This is a genomic window from Gilliamella sp. HK2, assembly GCF_001690265.1.
In the GTDB taxonomy this organism is placed as follows: domain Bacteria; phylum Pseudomonadota; class Gammaproteobacteria; order Enterobacterales; family Orbaceae; genus Gilliamella; species Gilliamella apicola_C.
Genome location: NZ_LZGV01000016.1, coordinates 61557 through 80057, shown reverse-complemented (window position 1 = coordinate 80057; position 18501 = coordinate 61557). Strand labels below are relative to the sequence as shown.

The window sequence follows — 18501 nt, the reverse complement described above, 5'->3', positions numbered from 1 at the left end:
GATTAATAAGGAAATTAAAAAACATGAAAAATATTCCCGTTGATAAGCCAGAAAAACGTAGCAAATTAAGACTAAAATTAGGTAAAGAATATTTTATATTAAAACGTAAATTAGATTGGTGGCGACATCGCAAAGTTTATAGCGCTGTTGATATCCATAATAATACATGTTGTTATTCGCATAAAAAACATCAGTCTGTTTTGTTAAGACCATTAAAAGATGTTGATATGTATTTACAATATAACAAAATCACGAATCTGCGCTTAGCAATCGAAAAACTAAATGGTTCAATCATTAAGCCCAACCAGCGCTTTTCGATCTGGCATAAAGTAGGGCGTCCATCTAAAAAACGAGGATTTTTAGAAGGGCTATCGCTGCATAATGGGCAAATAGGTAAAGATATTGGTGGAGGGTTATGCCAATTAGGTAATTTGATTTATTGGATTGTATTACATTCTGATTTAACAATTCTGGAGCGTTGGCGGCACAGCTTTGATGTTTTCCCTGATATTAATCGTACAATTCCATTTGCTTGCGGGGCAACCTTGTCTTATAACTATGTCGATTTACAGTTGATCAATAAAACTAATACAACTTATCGACTTAACCTGTGGCTTGATGATCAATACTTACATGGTGAATTGCTTGCAGATTCGCCTTTGTCTTATGATTATGAAGTATTTGAAACCGATCACCGCATTGAGCAACAATGGTGGGGAGGCTACACTAGACATAATAAAATCTGGCAACGTAAAACCCATTTAATTGATAACCATACGGAAGAAAAACTCATCAGTGAAAATCACGCCATTATGATGTACACTCCATTTATCGCAAATAATGAAACGTAATTGAAAACACAATAATTATCTTAATAATAGATAGTCATCAGCTATCTAAGTGATAGTTTGAGGGCTATACTAATAGTCCTTATACTCATTATAAATTGTAGTTAATACCTAATTATATGAAAGGAGCAAATTTCATGGCTTATACTTTACCTCCCTTACCTTATGCATATGATGCATTAGAACCTTATATCGATTCAGAAACGATGCATCTTCATCATGATAAGCATCATCAAACTTATGTAAATAATGCAAATGCTATCCTTGAAACATTGCCGGCTGAATTGAAAGATTTATGTCCAAGTGATTTATTAAAAAATTTAGATAAAGTCCCTGCCGACAAAGTTACCGGTGTTAAAAATAACGTAGGTGGACATGTTAACCATACACTTTTCTGGGAATTATTAAAAGTCGGTACCGAGCTTAAAGGTGAACTTAAAGCAGCCATCGAAAAAGATTTTGGTTCAGTTGATGCTTTTAAAGAAAAATTTGCCGCAGCGGCAGCAACTCGATTTGGTTCAGGTTGGGCATGGTTAGTATTACAAAATGGCAAGCTTGAAATTGTGTCAACCGCTAACCAAGATTCACCAATGATGGGTGAAAAATTTGCCGGCGTTTCTGGCACACCTATTTTAACACTTGATGTGTGGGAACACGCTTATTATTTAAAATACCAAAATCGTCGTGTTGATTATATCGGTGCGTTTTGGAATGTAGTTAACTGGGATAAAGTTGCTGAACTCTACGCAGAAGCTAAAAAATAAATAGTTATTACAATAAAGCTTCTATCCAACCTGTTAAAGATGACATTTTATGTGTCATCTTTTTTATCATCAATAGATTATTCATCAACACCCCCTCTAAAATTGGCAATTGCTAATTTATGCCTAAATCCGCTACAATGGGTGCTTGTTTAAAAAATCATAAACTGAGCAGATCAATTTAAATCATGTTTGAAATTAACCCTGTTAAGTCAAAGATCGCTGAACTTACCGAACGCACGGCTGTGATTCGGGGGTATCTTTGACTATGATGTAAAAAAAGAACGACTAGAAGAAGTCAATGCTGAATTAGAACAGCCCGAAGTATGGGCAGATCCAGAAAAAGCACAAGCGTTAGGTAAAGAACGTGTCGCGCTTGATGAAATCATCGGTACTCTCAATTCATTAACTCACGGCCTTGACGATGTTGAAGGTCTACTTGAGCTTGCTATTGAAGCTGAAGATCAAGATACTTTCGATGAAGCAATCAGCGAGCTTGATCAACTAGAAAAAAAGTTGGTAGGTCTTGAGTTTCGACGTATGTTTTCTGGCAATTACGATAGTGCCGATTGTTATTTAGATATCCAATCAGGATCAGGTGGTACAGAAGCACAAGATTGGGCAGAGATGTTACTTAGAATGTATTTACGTTGGGCTGAATCAAAAAGTTTTACAACAGAAGTAATGGAAGTGTCAGATGGTGATGTTGCAGGTATCAAATCAGCAACAATTAAAGTGTCTGGCGATTATGCTTACGGTTGGTTACGTACCGAAACAGGGGTGCATCGATTAGTCCGTAAAAGTCCATTTGACTCAGGTAATCGGCGCCACACTTCGTTTGCTTCAGTATTTGTGTATCCTGAAGTAGATGATGATATTGATATTGACATTAATCCAGCAGATCTCCGTATTGATGTTTACCGGGCATCAGGTGCTGGTGGGCAGCACGTGAATAAAACTGAGTCTGCAGTACGTATTACACATGTTCCAACCGGGATTGTTACTCAGTGTCAAAATAACCGCTCACAACACAGCAATAAAGATCAAGCAATGAAGCAGTTAAAAGCAAAACTGTATGAGCTTGAAATGCAGAAAAAAAATGCCGAAAAACAACAGATGGAAGAAAATAAATCTGACATTGGCTGGGGCAGCCAAATTCGTTCTTACGTACTTGATGATTCACGAATCAAAGATTTACGTACCGGTGTCGAAACACGCAATACCCAAGCCGTTTTAGACGGTGATTTAGATCAATTTATTGAAGAAAGCTTAAAAGCAGGTTTATAACCCTGCTTGGTGATAAATAAAAGGTAAAATTATGTCAACACAGCAAGAGCAACAAAACCATATTGAAGAGTTAAATAACGAGCTTACAATACGTCGTGAAAAATTATCTGCAATTCGCGAACAAGGCATTGCTTTCCCGAATGATTTTCGTCGTGACGCAATTTCAAGCGATCTTCATAAACAGTATGGCGATAAAACGAATGAAGAATTGATTGAAAATAAAATTATTGTAACTGTTGCTGGGCGTATGATGATGCGCCGTATTATGGGTAAAGCTTCGTTCGTTTCTTTACAAGATGTTGCTGGGCAGATCCAACTTTATGTCACTCGTGATGATCTTCCTGAAGGTTTTTATAACGAACAATTTAAAAAATGGGATTTGGGGGATATTGTCGGTGCTAAAGGTTACCTATTTAAAACTAAAACTGGTGAGCTTTCTATTCATTGTGAAGAAATCCGCTTGCTAACCAAAGCACTACGCCCATTACCTGATAAGTTTCATGGACTGGCTGATCAAGAAATGCGATATCGCCAGCGTTACTTGGATCTTATCACTAATCAAGAATCAAGAGAGACGTTTAAAGCGCGCTCAAAGGTGGTCAGTGAAATCCGTAATTTTATGATTGAAAATAGCTTTATGGAAGTTGAAACGCCAATGATGCAAGTTATCCCTGGTGGCGCATCAGCTAAGCCTTTTATTACGCATCATAATGCGCTTGATTTAGATATGTACTTACGAATTGCACCAGAGCTTTATTTAAAACGTTTAGTTGTTGGGGGCTTTGAACGTGTATTTGAAATTAACCGTAACTTCCGTAATGAAGGGGTGTCGCCAAGACATAATCCAGAATTCACCATGATGGAAATGTATATGGCTTACGCTGACTACAAAGATCTGATTGTATTAACAGAAGCATTATTCCGTCGTTTAGCTATTGCCGTAACTGGCGATGCTGTTGTGCAATATGGTGATCATACTTTTGATTTTGGTAAGCCATTTATCAAGATGACAATGCGTGAAGCCATTTGCCACTATCGCCCAGAAACCAATAATGCCGATTTAGATGATTTTGATAAAGCCTGTGCCATTGCGCAATCAGTTGGCATCAAAATTGAAAAAGGCTGGGGACTTGGTCGTGTTGTCACTGAAATTTTTGAAGAAGTGGCTGAAGCAAATTTAATTCAACCAACCTTTATTACTGAGTATCCAGCAGAAGTTTCACCTCTGGCTCGTCGTAATGATGAAAACCCATTTGTTACTGATCGATTTGAATTTTTTATTGGTGGCCGTGAAATTGGCAATGGATTCTCAGAACTCAATGATGCCGAAGATCAAGCACAACGTTTTGCAGATCAAGTATCCCAAAAAGACGCTGGCGATGATGAGGCAATGTTCTATGATGAAGATTACATTACTGCCCTTGAGCATGGTTTACCGCCTACAGCAGGATTAGGAATTGGTATTGACCGAACAGTAATGCTATTTACAAATAGCCATACAATTCGTGATGTTATTTTATTCCCAACCATGCGACCAATCAAATAAAATAACTTACTACTAAATACGACTAAAAAAGCTCACTTATCATATAAATAAGTGAGCTTTTATATTTAAACATATAATTTAAATCAAGTTTATTAAAAAACTATTTTACATAATAATCAATGTAAGTATCCAAAATTTCCCCCTTTTTTATCTAAATTATGACTCATTTTTTTAATACTTAGCTATATAAACAATGTATCTTAATCATTAACGAATAAATACCATAATACGTTATTGCTTACCTTTTAATAATACACATGCTTAACCTGCTAAAAAGATGTTTGTATCGATTAACTATTTGATATAAAAATAATTATTGCCGATAAACTTCTTATTAGTTTGATCAGCACTTAAGATAAGTAAAATGGGGGGTTATTCATTGATTCGGGAGTGTGATTGCTAATACATTATAAAAATCGTTGGCTATAAATTATAGCCAACGAAACATTAATAAATATTAGTTAGAACGATTGGCATTTATTTGATGAGGTAAGATTAAATTCAAAACAATGGCTAAGATACCACATAAACTAATGCCCTGTAGTGCATAAGATCCAAAATCAAAAATCATTCCACCAATCCCAAAAACTAAAACTAATGAAACGATACACATATTTCGAGGCATGGAAAGATCGACTTTATGTTTGACTAAAATATTGATGCCCACTGATGCAATAGAACCAAACAATAGCACCATAATTCCTCCCATTACTACAGTTGGAATGGAGCTTAAAAATGCCCCGATTTTGCCAATAAAAGACATTAAAATTGCCCAAATTGCGGCCCATGTCATAACGCGTGTTTTAAAATTGCGCGTTAACGTTACCGCACCAATTACTTCGGCATAAGTAATGCATGGTGGCCCACCAAAAAAACCTGCTGTAGAGGTTGCAATCCCATCACCTAGTAATGTGCGTTGTAAACCAGGATCACGTGTATAATCTTTTCCTGTCACAGAACTAATTGCCATAATATCACCCACGTGTTCAATGGTTGGTGCAATGACAATTGGAATCATATATAAAATAGCTTGCCAATGAAATTCAGGGAAAGTGAAATCGGGAATCTTAAACCATGGAGCATCCATAATTGGTTGAAAATTGACTATACCAAATACACAAGAAAGGGTATAACCAACGACGATTCCCGAAATAATTGGCAATAATTTTAAAAAGCCTTTTGCCCAAATGGCAACAATTAGCGTAGTTAACAACGAAGTCATTGATATGATAATCAATTGATAATTTTCTGCTTGCAGTCCACTATCTTTACCCATGGCCATATTTACAGTTACTGGAGCTAGTGATAAGCCGATAACCATAATAATAGGACCAGTCACCACTGGTGGCAATATCCGATCAATAACATGATTACCATTAATTTTAACTAAAAAAGCAAAAAGCATAAATACAAAACCAGCAGCAACTAAACCGCCTAATGTTGCTGGAATTCCCCATTGGGCAACACCAAATGATATAGGTGCAATAAAGGCAAATGATGAAGCCAAAAATACAGGGACTTTACCTTTAGTTGTCAATTGAAATAATAAAGTACCCACTCCAGCAGTAAAAAGAGCGACATTTGGATTTAACCTTGTTAACAAGGGTACTAATACCAATGCCCCAAATGCAACAAATAACATTTGTGCTCCAGTCAAAATATCCTGCCAACAATGCTTATGCAGTGATGTTATATTTTTTGTTTTGTCTGTTGTGATATTGTTCACATCTCGCCTCTCTTACTTAACTAATCTTATTGTATAACTTGCCTGATCAACAGGCATAAAAAAACCGGTTTAACCGGTCTAAAATTTGAGATTTTATTTTGTGCCGAAAATTTTGTCTCCAGCATCCCCAAGTCCTGGTAGTATGTAGCCTTTTTCGTTCAACCTCTCATCAATTGATGCGGTATAAAGTTCAACATCTGGATGAGCTTGTTCAAGTACTTTAATGCCTTCTGGCGCAGCAACTAAAACTAATACTTTAATATTTTTACACCCTGCTTTTTTTAGCAAGTCGATTGTTGCAACCATTGAACCGCCTGTTGCAAGCATAGGATCAACAACTAAAGCCATTCGCTCTTCAATATCAGATGTTAACTTTTGGAAATAAGGGACAGGTTCGAGAGTTTCTTCATTACGATAAAAACCAACAACGCTAATACGGGCACTTGGTATATGTTCAAGCACGCCATCCATCATACCTAAACCTGCGCGCAAGATAGGTACGACGGTAATTTTTTTACCTTTGATACGTTCAACTTCAACAGGCCCACACCAACCTTCTATCGTTACTTTTTCGGTAGGTAGATCAGCCGTTGCTTCATAAGTTAATAAACTGCCAACTTCACTGGCAAGATCACGAAATTCTTTGGTGCTAATGTCGTATTCACGCATTAATCCAATTTTATGACGGACAAGAGGGTGTTTTACTTCAACTATTTTCATGGAGAGCCTCAGTGTTATTTTCTATAATCGGTTAGTCGGTATAAATAACCACTGAGCGGTGATTTTAACATAGATATCACTTGATGAAAACCTAAAATCGACTGCCTTATAGACAACGTAAATATTGATAAAAAAAGAAAAATAAAAAATTTAACGGTAAAAATAAGTTTTATTTTCATTTTTTTCATTTGAATAGCCGTCCCAAATAATTTATTTCAGCAATTAATTTAAAAAAAGGAATATAGGAATGAATTGGTTTATTGATGGCATTACAAAAAATTATGCAAATTTTAATGGACGAGCACGTCGTAAAGAATATTGGATGTACGTTTTGTTCAGTTCTATTTTAACTGTTATCGCAATAATCATTGATAAAATGATTGGAAGTCCTTTAATGGTAATCTTAACGTTGGCATTATTCCTTCCTAATTTAGCTGTTACTGTACGCCGCTTACATGATACAAGTAAATCAGGTTGGTGGGTTTTGTTACAATTTATTCCATTCATTGGCGCTATTATTATAATTGTATTCTGCGTACAGGACTCAACACCAGGCAGCAACCAATACGGTGAAAACCCTAAAGGGTTACAATTTATTACTAATAACCTTATCATTAAACGTGGTAAGGTTAAATCATTATTAACATTATCTCCTATCTTTTAAATACTTTCTCCATCTAAATATTCAACAGGCAAATCAACCACTTTTCGATCAATCTTTTCGCCGTTGATTCGTTTTAATAACAGTTCAGTCGCAATCTTCCCCATTTCAATTCTTGGTGTTTGTATAGAAGCTAATTTAGGATTCATATATTGACCAATTTGATGCCCATGAAAGCCAACAATCGCTATCTGTTTTGGAACTTCAATACGCATTCGCTGACACTCTAATAATACGCCCAAGGCCAAATCATCATTGGTACTAAAAATGCCATCAACGCAAGGTAATTCTGTTAAAATCTGATGCAAAAATCGTGCGCCTAACTCATAAGATGACGCTTCTTTAGTTGCTAATGTTCGTGGATTTAATCCCGCTTCTTGCATTGCCTGTTCATAGCCTTGTTGACGAATAATACTTCGTTGATCTTGCCTTGCGCTAAAATAAACAATATTACGACGCCCTTTATCTATCATACGATGAATCATATTTTTCGTTGCAGTAAAATTATCAAACCCAACAGCCATATCAATGCAAGGTGAGATGCTATCCATAATCTCAACAACAGGAACACCCGAAATTTCAATCATCTTTAATGTTGCTGGAGTATGCGTTCTTTCCGTTAAAATTAACCCGTCAATATTATAAGAAAGTAATGAGCGCAGGCGTAATTCTTCTTTGTCAGCACTGTATCCAGTATGAGTGATCATGGTTTGATATCCTCGCACATCCGTCACCATCTCAATACCTTTTAAAATATCGGCGAAAACCTGATTAGTTAAAGAAGGGAACACAATACCAATAGCATTACTTTTAGCGTTAGACAGCATATCGGGAGCTTTATTGGGAATATATCCTAGCTTATCTATTGCGGCTGAAATTTGTAATTGGAGTGGTTTTGATACAAGGTTAGGATCATGCAGAAAACGACTGACTGTCATTTTACTTATCCCAATCAAATTGGCAATTTCTTGCAAACTTGTTCGACGTCTTTTATTGCTCATTCACTTTTTCCGGTAGCTTTGGCTGCCAATCTATAGCAGTTTTACCTTGCTGTATAATTAGATCATTTGCTTTGGAAAAATGCTTACAGCCCAAGAAACCTCGATGTGCGGATAACGGCGATGGATGTACTGAAGTTAATACATGATGTTTTTGGCGATTAATAAACTGTCCTTTTTTTTGCGCAGGAGACCCCCACAATAAAAAAACCACTCCTTCAAGATATTGATCGATTGCAGCTATTACATGGTCAGTAAAAGTTTCCCAACCTATTTTTGCATGGGAATGGGCTTGTCCTGCTTCAACAGTTAGCACGTTGTTTAATAATAATACACCTTGAGTTGCCCAAGAGGCTAAGTAACCATGAGAAGGAATCTTAAAATGTTCAATATCTGTTGATAATTCTTTATAGATATTCAATAACGATGGGGGCGGCTTAATCCCTGGTAAAACAGAAAACGAAAGTCCGTGAGCTTGATTAGGACCATGATAAGGATCTTGCCCTAAAATCACCACTTTAATTTGATTAAATGGCGTAAAACGAAATGCATTAAACACATCATGCTGTGGTGGATAAATAATTTTACCTTTCGCCCGCTCAGATGCCACAAATTGCATTATTTGTTGAAAATAGGGCTTTTCTTTTTCAGCGCCAATAACATCATGCCATGTTAATTGATTACTCATACAACACCTATACTATTATTTTATATGACTCAACAAGACCATTTACTAATTACAATAATTATACCTAAAAATAATAATAAACCTAATGCTAATGAGCTTAAGGTTCACTAAACAAAAATATTTATTTAAATAAAAAATGTTGCTTTATTGATCAAGGCTGCAATGCTAATAAAATATTCTTATAACATCCCAAATTACGCTACACTTTACACTAAATGAGGCATTATGTTACCTACCCATATGTTTAGATAATACAAATGTATAGTTAATAAATTTAAAAGAATTAATGCGATAAATAGTTTTTCAGAAACATAGCAAAAACACTAAACAAAGGTATTACTTATTGGATTGATAGCTTTTTTTGACTTTAATCAAATTTTGAAAGTGCTATATTAACCCTAATTATTTTAGGGCAATAAGGCCCCGTTAGGAGGATTTAAAATGATTACAGGTATCCAAATTACTAAAGCAGACAATGCAGCACTTCTTAACTCTTTTTGGCTATTAGATGACGCTACTAAAGAAGCTCGTTGTGTGGCAGCTAAATCAGTTTATAAAGAAGATCAAGTTATTCCAACTGCCGAATTAGGCCAATTCGAATATCGTGAAGTTCCATTAGATGTTGCACCAACCATCAAAGTTGAAGGTGGTCAACACTTAAATGTTAACGTTCTTCGTCGTGAAACTTTAGAAGATGCAGTAAAAAATCCAGAAAAATACCCACAATTAACAATTCGTGTTTCTGGCTATGCAGTGCGCTTTAACTCGTTAACTGCAGAACAACAACGCGACGTTATTGCTCGTACATTTACAACCAAAATTTAATTAAATCGAGTTTAAGTTTTATAAAAGATAATCTAAGTAATTAGGTTATCTTTTTTTATGAATTAAATATAACAATATGCTAATGCACTAGTTATTAGTGAGGAAAAGCATCCATTAATCGTAGATACATTTTATGTTATGCTTGATGACATTCAACCCAACGTAAGTATTGTCGCCAGAAAGGATCGAACTCGCATTCAGTTTTAACGGATAATGTATGATATCGGTCTGTTATCTGTTGTACTAGTTGAAGTGCTGAGTGTTTATTTCCTACATGCCATAACATATTTCTGACACCTTGACTAAAACTGTTTTGACAGTGAATACCCTGCTCATCAGCACGTAAAGCAAGATTGATAGTATCCTCTAATTCATAAACAAGTGAAAGAGCCTCTTTACTATCAATATCAACGATAATATTAAGCGCATAACAATAATTTTCATGCCCTACCAAAGAATTAGCCGCTTCATTACGATGCACTAATATTTTAAGATCCGTTAATTCAAATACAATCCATTGATCCTCTTGAGCGTTAAGCACACCGGTATGTTTTAAATCTTCTTTCCATAATCGATCAAAAATAGTGACAAATTGGTTAGCAGGAATTGTAACAGCATTGTGATCTGTCTTTAAAAACTCAATAGATTCTAATCTAACAGCAAAATCATATTCACCCAATAGGTGATCGAGATAAATCAATGCCATCGTTTCTGCTTGTTTTACCATATCTTCGGGGATCGTCTTAGCAAACAGAATACCGATAGATATTTTACGATAACTTTCTTTATATTGAATTAATAAATCAGCAGCACTTAATGAGAAAGAACTTTCTTCAGATTTTATAACAAATGTATCTACATTATTAGTGCGCTGACGAAATGCTTCTACTTCGAAAAACTGAAGATCAGGTGCTTGTCGAGTAATTTCCATTACATACTCGAATCGATCAATTTTTCCATCTGCGGTAAAAATAATTTTATGCTTCTTAGTATCCCCTATAGTAATTTCAGCAATTACATCTAACTGATTTTCATCTAATAGCTTATTGATATTTTTAATTATATCGATAAGTTCAAGTTCATTAAGAGATTGCTCAGATTTTTTTACCTGTCGCCAAAAATCCTGAATTATCACACTTAAATGATTTTGTGAGCTTTGTTGCTCTTTTGGTATGTCTTTAATACTAGGCGGTGATTTTTTCCAAAACTTTTTAAAAAACATATATATTATTCCCTTCATGTCATTAAAATCATACAAAACTAATATTAATAATTTAACTAATGTATACTATATTCATTTAAAGTTAATAACTATCGATTATCTAATAAGATTATTAATGAAAATATTGTTGTAAGGAAACTTTATTTTATCAAAGTAGAAAAACTAAAAATATTTAAATTAAACAAGCTGATATAATTAAAATGCGAGATTAGTAACCTAACCTCGCTATTATTTCAGCTGTGATTTGTTTTATTCAAAAAACTTTTTCACTTTGTCAAAAAAGCTTTTTTCTTTTGGACTGTGTTTAGAACTTTTATCAGCTTTAAAGCTTTCAGCCAATTCTTTTAGCAATTCTTTTTGCTTGCTTGTTAAGTTGACTGGTGTTTCAACCACAACATGACAGTAAAGATCACCGATAGTGCTACCGCGCAACGATTTAACGCCTTTACCACGTAGTCGGAACATTTTTCCTGTTTGTGTTTCAGGAGGAATGGTTAAACTGACCTTACCATTAAGCGTTGGTACTTCAACTTCACCGCCAAGTGATGCGAGTGCAATATTAATCGGGATTTCGCAATGCAGGTTTGTACCATCTCGCTCAAAAATAGCATGTGGTTTAACTTGCATTTGTACATATAAATCGCCTGCAGGTGCTCCGTTTAAACCTGCTTCACCTTCGCCAGAAAGTCGAATACGATTACCTGTGTCAACACCTGCTGGAATAGTAACAGAAAGTGTTTTCGTTTTTTGTACACGACCTTCACCATGACACTTTTTACATGGATTTTTTACAACTTTTCCTCGCCCATGACAAGTTGGGCACTCTTGTTGCACGGCAAAAAAACCTTGTCGCATTTGTACAACACCTGAACCATGACAAGTATTACACGTCACCACATCCGAAGATTTTTCAGCTCCTTGTCCATGGCAAGTATCACAACTTACCCATGTTGGCACTTTAATTTCTTTACTAACACCGGCTGCGGCTTCTTCTAATGTTAGGGTGATATTGTATTGTAAGTCATTACCTCGAGAAGTGGTTTGACTACGCCCTCGACCTCCACCAAAGAAATCACTGAATATATCGTCAAACGCTCCACCACCAAAACCGCCAAATCCACCAAAACCACCAGCTCCTGCTCCTTGCCCTTGTTCAAATGCCGCATGACCATATTGATCATAAGCCGCCTTTTTTTGCGGATCAGTTAGGATTTCGTAGGCTTCTTTTACTTCTTTGAATTTTGCTTCAGCTTCGTCTTTATTATCCTGGTTTTTATCAGGATGATATTTCATGGCTAGACGTTTATAGGCTTTTTTTATCTCGCTTTCACTAGCACTTTTACTAACGCCTAATGTTTCATAATAATCTTTCTTCGCCATAATTAACCTTTATTTTTGTTTCTTTTCATAAAGAACTAAACGGGCTTGAGTTACCTCGCGCCCGTTTAACTTGCTACATGTCTAAAACTTGTTGAAATAACTTATTAAAAAACATAGTAATTAATGATTATTTTTTATCATCATCAACTTCTTTAAAATCAGCATCAACAACATCATCTTGCGCACTAGCGCTTTCACTATTTGATTGACCTGCGCCTTGAGCTTGTTGTTGTGCTAGTTCAAGTAATTTTTTAGATGCTTCCATTAATGCATTAATTTTTGCTTCAATTTCTGCCTTATCTTCACCTCGAGCTGCGACTTCTAAAGCATTTACTGCGTCTTCAATAGCTTTTTTATCATCAGCTGATAACTGATCACCAGACTCAGCCACTTGTTTTCGAGTTGAATGAACAAGGTGATCGGCTTGGTTACGAGTTTGAGCTAGTTCTTCAAATTTACGGTCTGCATCGGCATTTGCTTCTGCATCATTAACCATTTTTTGAATCTCTTCTTCGCTTAATCCTGAAGAGGCTTTAATCGTAATTTTTTGCTCACGACCTGTATTTTTGTCTTTTGCCGATACATGTAAAATACCATCAGCATCAATATCAAATGTCACTTCAATTTGTGGCATACCACGTGGTGCAGGTTGAATACCATCTAGATTGAATTGACCTAATGATTTATTATCGCCAGCACGTTTACGCTCACCTTGCAATACATGAATAGTTACGGCTGATTGATTATCTTCAGCAGTTGAGAACACTTGACTATGTTTAGTTGGGATAGTTGTGTTCTTTTCAATTAACGCTGTCATCACACCACCCATAGTCTCAATACCTAAAGACAATGGTGTAACATCAAGTAATAAAACATCTTTAACATCACCGCCAAGTACACCACCTTGAACAGCAGCACCAACAGCAACCGCTTCATCAGGGTTTACATCTTTGCGTGGCTCTTTACCAAAGAAGTCAGCAACGGCTTTTTGAACCATTGGCATACGTGTTTGACCACCAACAAGAATAACGTCTTTAATGTCAGAAACAGAAAGACCTGCATCTTGTAATGCTGTTTTTACAGGATCCATTGAGCGTTTAACCAAATCTTCAACTAAAGACTCAAGTTTTGCACGCGTTACTTTAATATTTAAATGTTTTGGACCGCTTGCATCAGCTGTAATATACGGTAGATTAATATCTGTTTGTTGAGCAGATGATAATTCAATTTTTGCTTTTTCTGCTGCTTCTTTCAAGCGTTGCATAGCAAGTGGATCATTTTTCAAATCAAAGTTTTGTTCACGTTTAAATTCGTCAACTAAATAATTGATTAAGCGTGAGTCGAAATCTTCACCACCTAAGTGTGTATCACCATTTGTTGCTAATACTTCAAATGTTTTTTCACCATCAACATCGTCGATTTCGATGATTGAGATATCAAATGTACCACCACCAAGGTCATAAACAGCGATAGTGCGGTTGCCGACATCTTTGTCTAAACCATAAGCGAGTGCTGCAGCTGTTGGTTCGTTGATAATGCGTTTAACATCAAGCCCAGCAATACGGCCTGCATCTTTAGTTGCTTGGCGTTGAGCATCATTAAAATAAGCTGGAACTGTAATTACTGCTTCAGTAACGGCTTCGCCAAGATAGTCTTCTGCTGTTTTTTTCATTTTCTTTAATACTTCAGCAGAAATTTGTGGTGGTGCAATTTTTTGACCTTTAACATCAACCCATGCATCGCCATTATCTGCTTTCACAATTTTATATGGCATGATGCTAACATCACGTTGCACTTCAGCATCTTCAAAACGACGACCAATTAAACGTTTAATTGCAAATAAGGTGTTTTGTGGATTGGTTACAGCTTGACGTTTTGCTGGTTGACCAACTAATGTTTCACCATCTTGGGTATAAGCAATAATCGAAGGAGTTGTGCGATCGCCTTCTGCATTTTCTAATACTTTTGCTTGACCATTGTCCATTACAGCAACACATGAGTTTGTTGTTCCCAAGTCAATACCAATAATTTTACCCATAATTTATTCTCCTAAAAATCTGTAATTTATTCCTTGTATATAGGGTTTAAATATGAATTTTCAAGCCCTTAATTTCACAAGGAAATGTTTTTGTTTTCACATAAATGGGAACATTATTATTAATATCAAGGGGCGATAAAAAATAATTTTTCCTGAAATCTTGATTATCGCGTTTTCTGCACTTATTATTGCCGCTCTTTTTAATCATCAAACTTAATTTATAGGATCCTTATGGAACAAACAAAACTTGCAAATCCTGGCCCTTTGGGCTTAATGGGGTTTGGTATGACAACAATTTTATTAAATATTCATAATGCAGGATTTTTCCCTGTTATGACGGTTATTGTCTCGATGGGTATTTTTTATGGTGGCCTTGCACAAGTCATTGCTGGCATTTTAGAATTTCGAAAAGGCAATACGTTTGGCACTACAGCATTTACGTCTTATGGCTTCTTTTGGATTGCGTTAGTGGGCATTTGGTATTTACCGACCTCTGCTGCCACAGCAACATCTGATGCAACTTTTGTTGGTATTTTTCTTGCTTTATGGGGCATTTTTACTGGGTTTATGTTTATTGGTACGTTAAAAGGTAATAGAGCATTACAATTTGTTTTTGCGAGTTTAACCGTTTTATTTGCTTTATTAGCCATTGGTAACATTTCTGGTAATCATAGCATTATCCATATCGCTGGTTTTGAAGGTATTGTTTGCGGAGCAAGTGCAGTTTATCTTGCTATGGCTGAAGTAATTAATGAGCAATATGGCCGAACCATTCTACCAATTGGGGCACCAAAAGGCGCTACACATTAATTGGTATATCACATCTACCAAGTCATTTTGGTTGATGTGATTCATTTTTTCTTCACTAAACTTCCCTAAAAAAAGCTACTTTTACTATTTATCAGCGTTATCATTTATCAGGCTTCTACATATTGCAAGTAGTGATTGAGTGTGTTTTTCTATTACTTTATTCGGTAAGTGGCTATCTTTAGGCGAGTGCGCATTGTGTATAATAATTTTACTATTTTTATCGATACTTCCCGAGCTGATCATGATGTAATTTAGTAATTTTGTCTCCATTTGACCGGTATGAAAAGTAATATTTTCTACTTGTAGGTTTGATTGTTGTGGTTTTAAAAAAATTAGTGTTTCACTATTGCCAATACTGTCAATAAAAATAAATTTTTTGCTTTTTAGTTGTTTGGAATAACTTTCTAACATTTTTAAACCATATTGACTGCTATTACCACCATCATACAAAACAAAGGCTATTTTTTTCTTCTCTTTTTTATTGAGTTGGTTAATTAAATTAATGATGGTAATAATACTTGATGAGTTACAAACAAAATTCTTTTGGTTAGGAATACCACTTTTAAATTTCAATACGAAAAAAAATAATATAACAGTCGAAATGATTGAACTAATGCCCGAAATGCTGAAAAAACCATGATTACGAATATCAGGAACAAAAACGAAATAATTTAATATTAATGACACAATAAATAAAAAAAGGATAGGTGCAATACTAATAAAATAGCTTAACTTGCTAAATTGTGGTGAAAATGCATAGTTTTTTTGAAGATTAAAGTTATTAAGACCTGTGTCATAATAAGTACAGATAATTAACTCTGCTTTATTTAAATCACCAATATAAGCATTGTAATAGTTTTCATATCGCCGTGTTGCTAATTTCAATTTGGCAAGCTTAACGTAAACCATATAGCCTAATTGCATGAGTTCTTTAGATAATACTCTTAAAAAAGCCAACTTCTCTGTTGAAGAGAAGCGTTTGCCAAATATAATACAATATCGTAGAACAAGATCTTTAAATATTTCCATTATGATTAATAATCGATTTTAATTTAAAAAAAATTCAGCAATATAGTGAATATAATCGTATAAAACCATATTCACTATGATTTATATTATTAATGAGCATAATTACACGCATTAATAATCATCCTCATTATGTGATTGATTAGGATGAATTATGTTAGCAATAGCATCTTGAATATTATCATGGCCTGCCTCAATACACTCTTTTGCTAACGCTTGTATTGTTAGTGATTCTCTATTGCATACGGCATTAATGATCATCGGTAAACTCATACCTGTAATGATGCGAACATTCATACCAAGATCATGCCATTCTGGCACACACCTCATTGATGCATTACAAGGAGATGCACCATATAGATCAACAAAAATGAGAACACCATCGCCCGAATCTAACGATCTAGAACAATTAAATATATCCGTTTTTAATTGATTAATATCTTGCCCTGGGTTAAGTGAGAGTGATTCAAATTTGTCTTGTTCTCCAACAATCATTTTAACGCTATCTTTTATCCCATCAGCCATATTGCCATGGCTAATTAATAAAATACCTATCATATTTATTATCCTATATTATTCAAATATTTTGATTGCTTCATTTAATGTGACTTTTTTCAAAGAAGGTGTTGCTTGAAAGTAAATATCCATATTAGGAAAGCTTTTTTGTAAATCGATTAATAGATTAAGTTGCTCTTTGTTAATCGATACTTCTTTAATGACTGAAGTTGCCCCAGGTACTAGCGGTAAACCACCAATATTAAGATTTGTTATTGGTACGCCAGCTTTAATAATTTTATACATTACTTCAATATTTTTTGTAATTAAGATAACATTAAAATCATCGTACTTGCGATCATTCCAGTATCTTACCGCGCCATCTTCTTTTAATACTCTGATTTTATGACCCGTGCTAGCTCCTGCCCCTAAAATGATATTTTTGGTGAACTCATCATTTGCTGAATAATCATCGGCAACAAATAAAGCATTAGCACCAGCCGCTTTAGAAACGTTGGTTGCCACTTGACCGTGAATAAGGCGACTATCTACTCGAGCTAAAACAACTTTTCCCATAATTTAAAACCTCTTTTTTAATTATTTTATAAAATACCAATTGCAGCTAAAACACCAAGTATAATGGTTAATCCTACTAATGCCCTGGTTACTTTTAAACCTTTTTGGGAGAAATAAAAATACAATCCCATTACCACAATGAGGGGTAACGCACCAGGTAGAATCTTATCTAATGTATCTTGTATAACAAAATCTTTGCCTGATAAGGTAAATTTTAAACTTGAGGATACTTTAATATAGCTAGCTGCTAAGATACCCATCATAAATAAACCTAAAATAGATAAGCCTTCGATAAGCATCTGCATTTTATTACCCACAACTTCTGTCGCAGCGTTTCTTCCTAATTTAAATCCGAGTTGAGCAAAATAATAGCCTACAAAAAGTTGGTAGATTACAAAGGCAAAGAAAGGGAATAGTGCGCCAATAGCCAACCCTTCTTGTGCCCAAGGGAGTGCAATTGCAATAAAAATATATTGTACTGTACCAGAATCAATAGCATCGCCAATGCCAGCTAAAGCCCCCATTAAACCAGCTTTAGTGTTATAAAGCACATCATTATCAATACTGATAGGTTTATTTTGATAAACTTCATCGGCTCTAACAGACTCAAGTGAGGCCATAATTCCCGAAATTGTCCCACCACCCCATGTTATTTGAGTATTAAAGAACAATAAATGTCTTTGATAGGCAGCAGCAAGTTCACTTTTTGATTTGTATAGTTTTTTAAGAATTGGCATTAATCCCCACATTAAAGATGCAGCTAGATAACGATCAAATGAGTGTGGGATTTCATTTGCATAATACCATCGTAACCAAGCAATTGTGATATCCTTTTTCGTGATGGCTTCTGGCTTTAGATCAATACTTTCTTGTACGATTTGTGTCATTATAATA

The 18501-nt window shown here is 35.1% G+C and carries 18 protein-coding genes; 7 read left to right on the top strand and 11 right to left on the bottom strand.

The features are described from left to right. Window positions 1–23 precede the first annotated feature (23 nt). The 4 genes from A9G45_RS01315 (at window position 24) to lysS (ending at window position 4442) form a co-directional block, all read left to right on the top strand. On the top strand, window positions 24–851 hold the full coding sequence (locus A9G45_RS01315; RefSeq protein WP_065566114.1) for a VanW family protein: 828 nt from the start codon (window positions 24–26) through the stop codon (window positions 849–851). A 134-nt stretch (window positions 852–985) separates the two neighbouring features. After that, complete coding sequence (locus A9G45_RS01310; protein ID WP_065566113.1) at window positions 986–1612, top strand: Fe-Mn family superoxide dismutase; 627 nt, start codon at window positions 986–988, stop codon at window positions 1610–1612. Window positions 1613–1797: 185 nt separating this feature from the next. Further along, window positions 1798–2896, top strand: a protein-coding gene (prfB, locus tag A9G45_RS01305; protein WP_141673563.1) for a peptide chain release factor 2 whose coding sequence is annotated in 2 segments (ribosomal slippage) — window positions 1798–1872 and window positions 1874–2896 — 1098 coding nt in all. Because the reading frame shifts where the segments join, the coding sequence is not laid out codon by codon here. Between the two features lie 31 nt (window positions 2897–2927). Then, complete coding sequence (gene lysS, locus A9G45_RS01300; RefSeq protein ID WP_065566111.1) at window positions 2928–4442, top strand: lysine--tRNA ligase; 1515 nt, start codon at window positions 2928–2930, stop codon at window positions 4440–4442. Between the two features lie 457 nt (window positions 4443–4899). On the opposite strand, the gene A9G45_RS01295 is transcribed toward lysS, so the two are convergent. Then, on the bottom strand, window positions 4900–6159 hold the full coding sequence (locus A9G45_RS01295) for a uracil-xanthine permease family protein (RefSeq protein WP_442902997.1): 1260 nt from the start codon (window positions 6157–6159) through the stop codon (window positions 4900–4902). A gap of 102 nt (window positions 6160–6261) precedes the next feature. Continuing rightward, a complete protein-coding gene (gene upp, locus A9G45_RS01290) occupies window positions 6262–6888 on the bottom strand; it encodes a uracil phosphoribosyltransferase (RefSeq protein ID WP_065566110.1) in 627 nt (208 codons plus the stop codon). 247 nt (window positions 6889–7135) lie between these two features. Here upp and A9G45_RS01285 point away from each other — a divergent pair, with 247 nt between their 5' ends. Then, complete coding sequence (locus A9G45_RS01285; RefSeq protein ID WP_065566109.1) at window positions 7136–7552, top strand: DUF805 domain-containing protein; 417 nt, start codon at window positions 7136–7138, stop codon at window positions 7550–7552. Here the strand turns inward: A9G45_RS01285 and gntR are convergent. Both gntR and ung read right to left on the bottom strand, forming a co-directional pair. Continuing rightward, complete coding sequence (gene gntR / locus A9G45_RS01280) at window positions 7549–8550, bottom strand: gluconate operon transcriptional repressor GntR (protein WP_065566108.1); 1002 nt, start codon at window positions 8548–8550, stop codon at window positions 7549–7551. The genes A9G45_RS01285 and gntR overlap by 4 nt on opposite strands. Next, on the bottom strand, window positions 8540–9235 hold the full coding sequence (gene ung, locus A9G45_RS01275; RefSeq protein WP_065566107.1) for a uracil-DNA glycosylase: 696 nt from the start codon (window positions 9233–9235) through the stop codon (window positions 8540–8542). Before ung ends, gntR begins: the two co-directional genes overlap by 11 nt. 441 nt (window positions 9236–9676) lie before the next feature. Between ung and grcA the strand changes: the two genes are divergently transcribed. Beyond that, window positions 9677–10060: an autonomous glycyl radical cofactor GrcA gene (grcA, locus tag A9G45_RS01270; protein WP_065566106.1), complete on the top strand. Its 384-nt coding sequence runs from the start codon at window positions 9677–9679 to the stop codon at window positions 10058–10060. 136 nt (window positions 10061–10196) lie between these two features. On the opposite strand, the gene A9G45_RS01265 is transcribed toward grcA, so the two are convergent. The 3 genes from A9G45_RS01265 to dnaK all read right to left on the bottom strand — a co-directional run bounded on the left by A9G45_RS01265 (window position 10197) and on the right by dnaK (window position 14700). Continuing rightward, the gene (locus A9G45_RS01265; RefSeq protein ID WP_065566105.1) at window positions 10197–11282 is read right to left on the bottom strand and encodes a hypothetical protein; all 1086 of its coding nucleotides are present in this window, start codon (window positions 11280–11282) and stop codon (window positions 10197–10199) included. Between the two features lie 249 nt (window positions 11283–11531). Beyond that, a complete protein-coding gene (dnaJ, locus tag A9G45_RS01260) occupies window positions 11532–12662 on the bottom strand; it encodes a molecular chaperone DnaJ (protein ID WP_065566104.1) in 1131 nt (376 codons plus the stop codon). Between the two features lie 127 nt (window positions 12663–12789). After that, entirely contained in the window at window positions 12790–14700 is a 1911-nt protein-coding gene (gene dnaK, locus A9G45_RS01255; RefSeq protein WP_065566103.1) for a molecular chaperone DnaK, read from the bottom strand. Window positions 14701–14931: 231 nt separating this feature from the next. Between dnaK and satP the strand changes: the two genes are divergently transcribed. Then, window positions 14932–15510, top strand: coding sequence for an acetate uptake transporter (gene satP, locus A9G45_RS01250; RefSeq protein ID WP_065566102.1), 579 nt, complete (start codon window positions 14932–14934; stop codon window positions 15508–15510). Between the two features lie 84 nt (window positions 15511–15594). On the opposite strand, the gene A9G45_RS01245 is transcribed toward satP, so the two are convergent. From A9G45_RS01245 to A9G45_RS01230, 4 genes are all read right to left on the bottom strand, one after another. After that, on the bottom strand, window positions 15595–16539 hold the full coding sequence (locus tag A9G45_RS01245) for a hypothetical protein (RefSeq protein WP_141673562.1): 945 nt from the start codon (window positions 16537–16539) through the stop codon (window positions 15595–15597). A 111-nt stretch (window positions 16540–16650) separates the two neighbouring features. Beyond that, window positions 16651–17094 (bottom strand): PTS sugar transporter subunit IIA, encoded by a 444-nt coding sequence (locus A9G45_RS01240; RefSeq protein ID WP_065566100.1) that lies wholly within the window; start codon window positions 17092–17094, stop codon window positions 16651–16653. A gap of 15 nt (window positions 17095–17109) precedes the next feature. Next, on the bottom strand, window positions 17110–17607 hold the full coding sequence (locus A9G45_RS01235; RefSeq protein ID WP_065566099.1) for a PTS system mannose/fructose/N-acetylgalactosamine-transporter subunit IIB: 498 nt from the start codon (window positions 17605–17607) through the stop codon (window positions 17110–17112). 26 nt (window positions 17608–17633) lie between these two features. After that, the gene (locus A9G45_RS01230; protein ID WP_065566098.1) at window positions 17634–18494 is read right to left on the bottom strand and encodes a PTS system mannose/fructose/sorbose family transporter subunit IID; all 861 of its coding nucleotides are present in this window, start codon (window positions 18492–18494) and stop codon (window positions 17634–17636) included. Window positions 18495–18501: the final 7 nt, after the last annotated feature.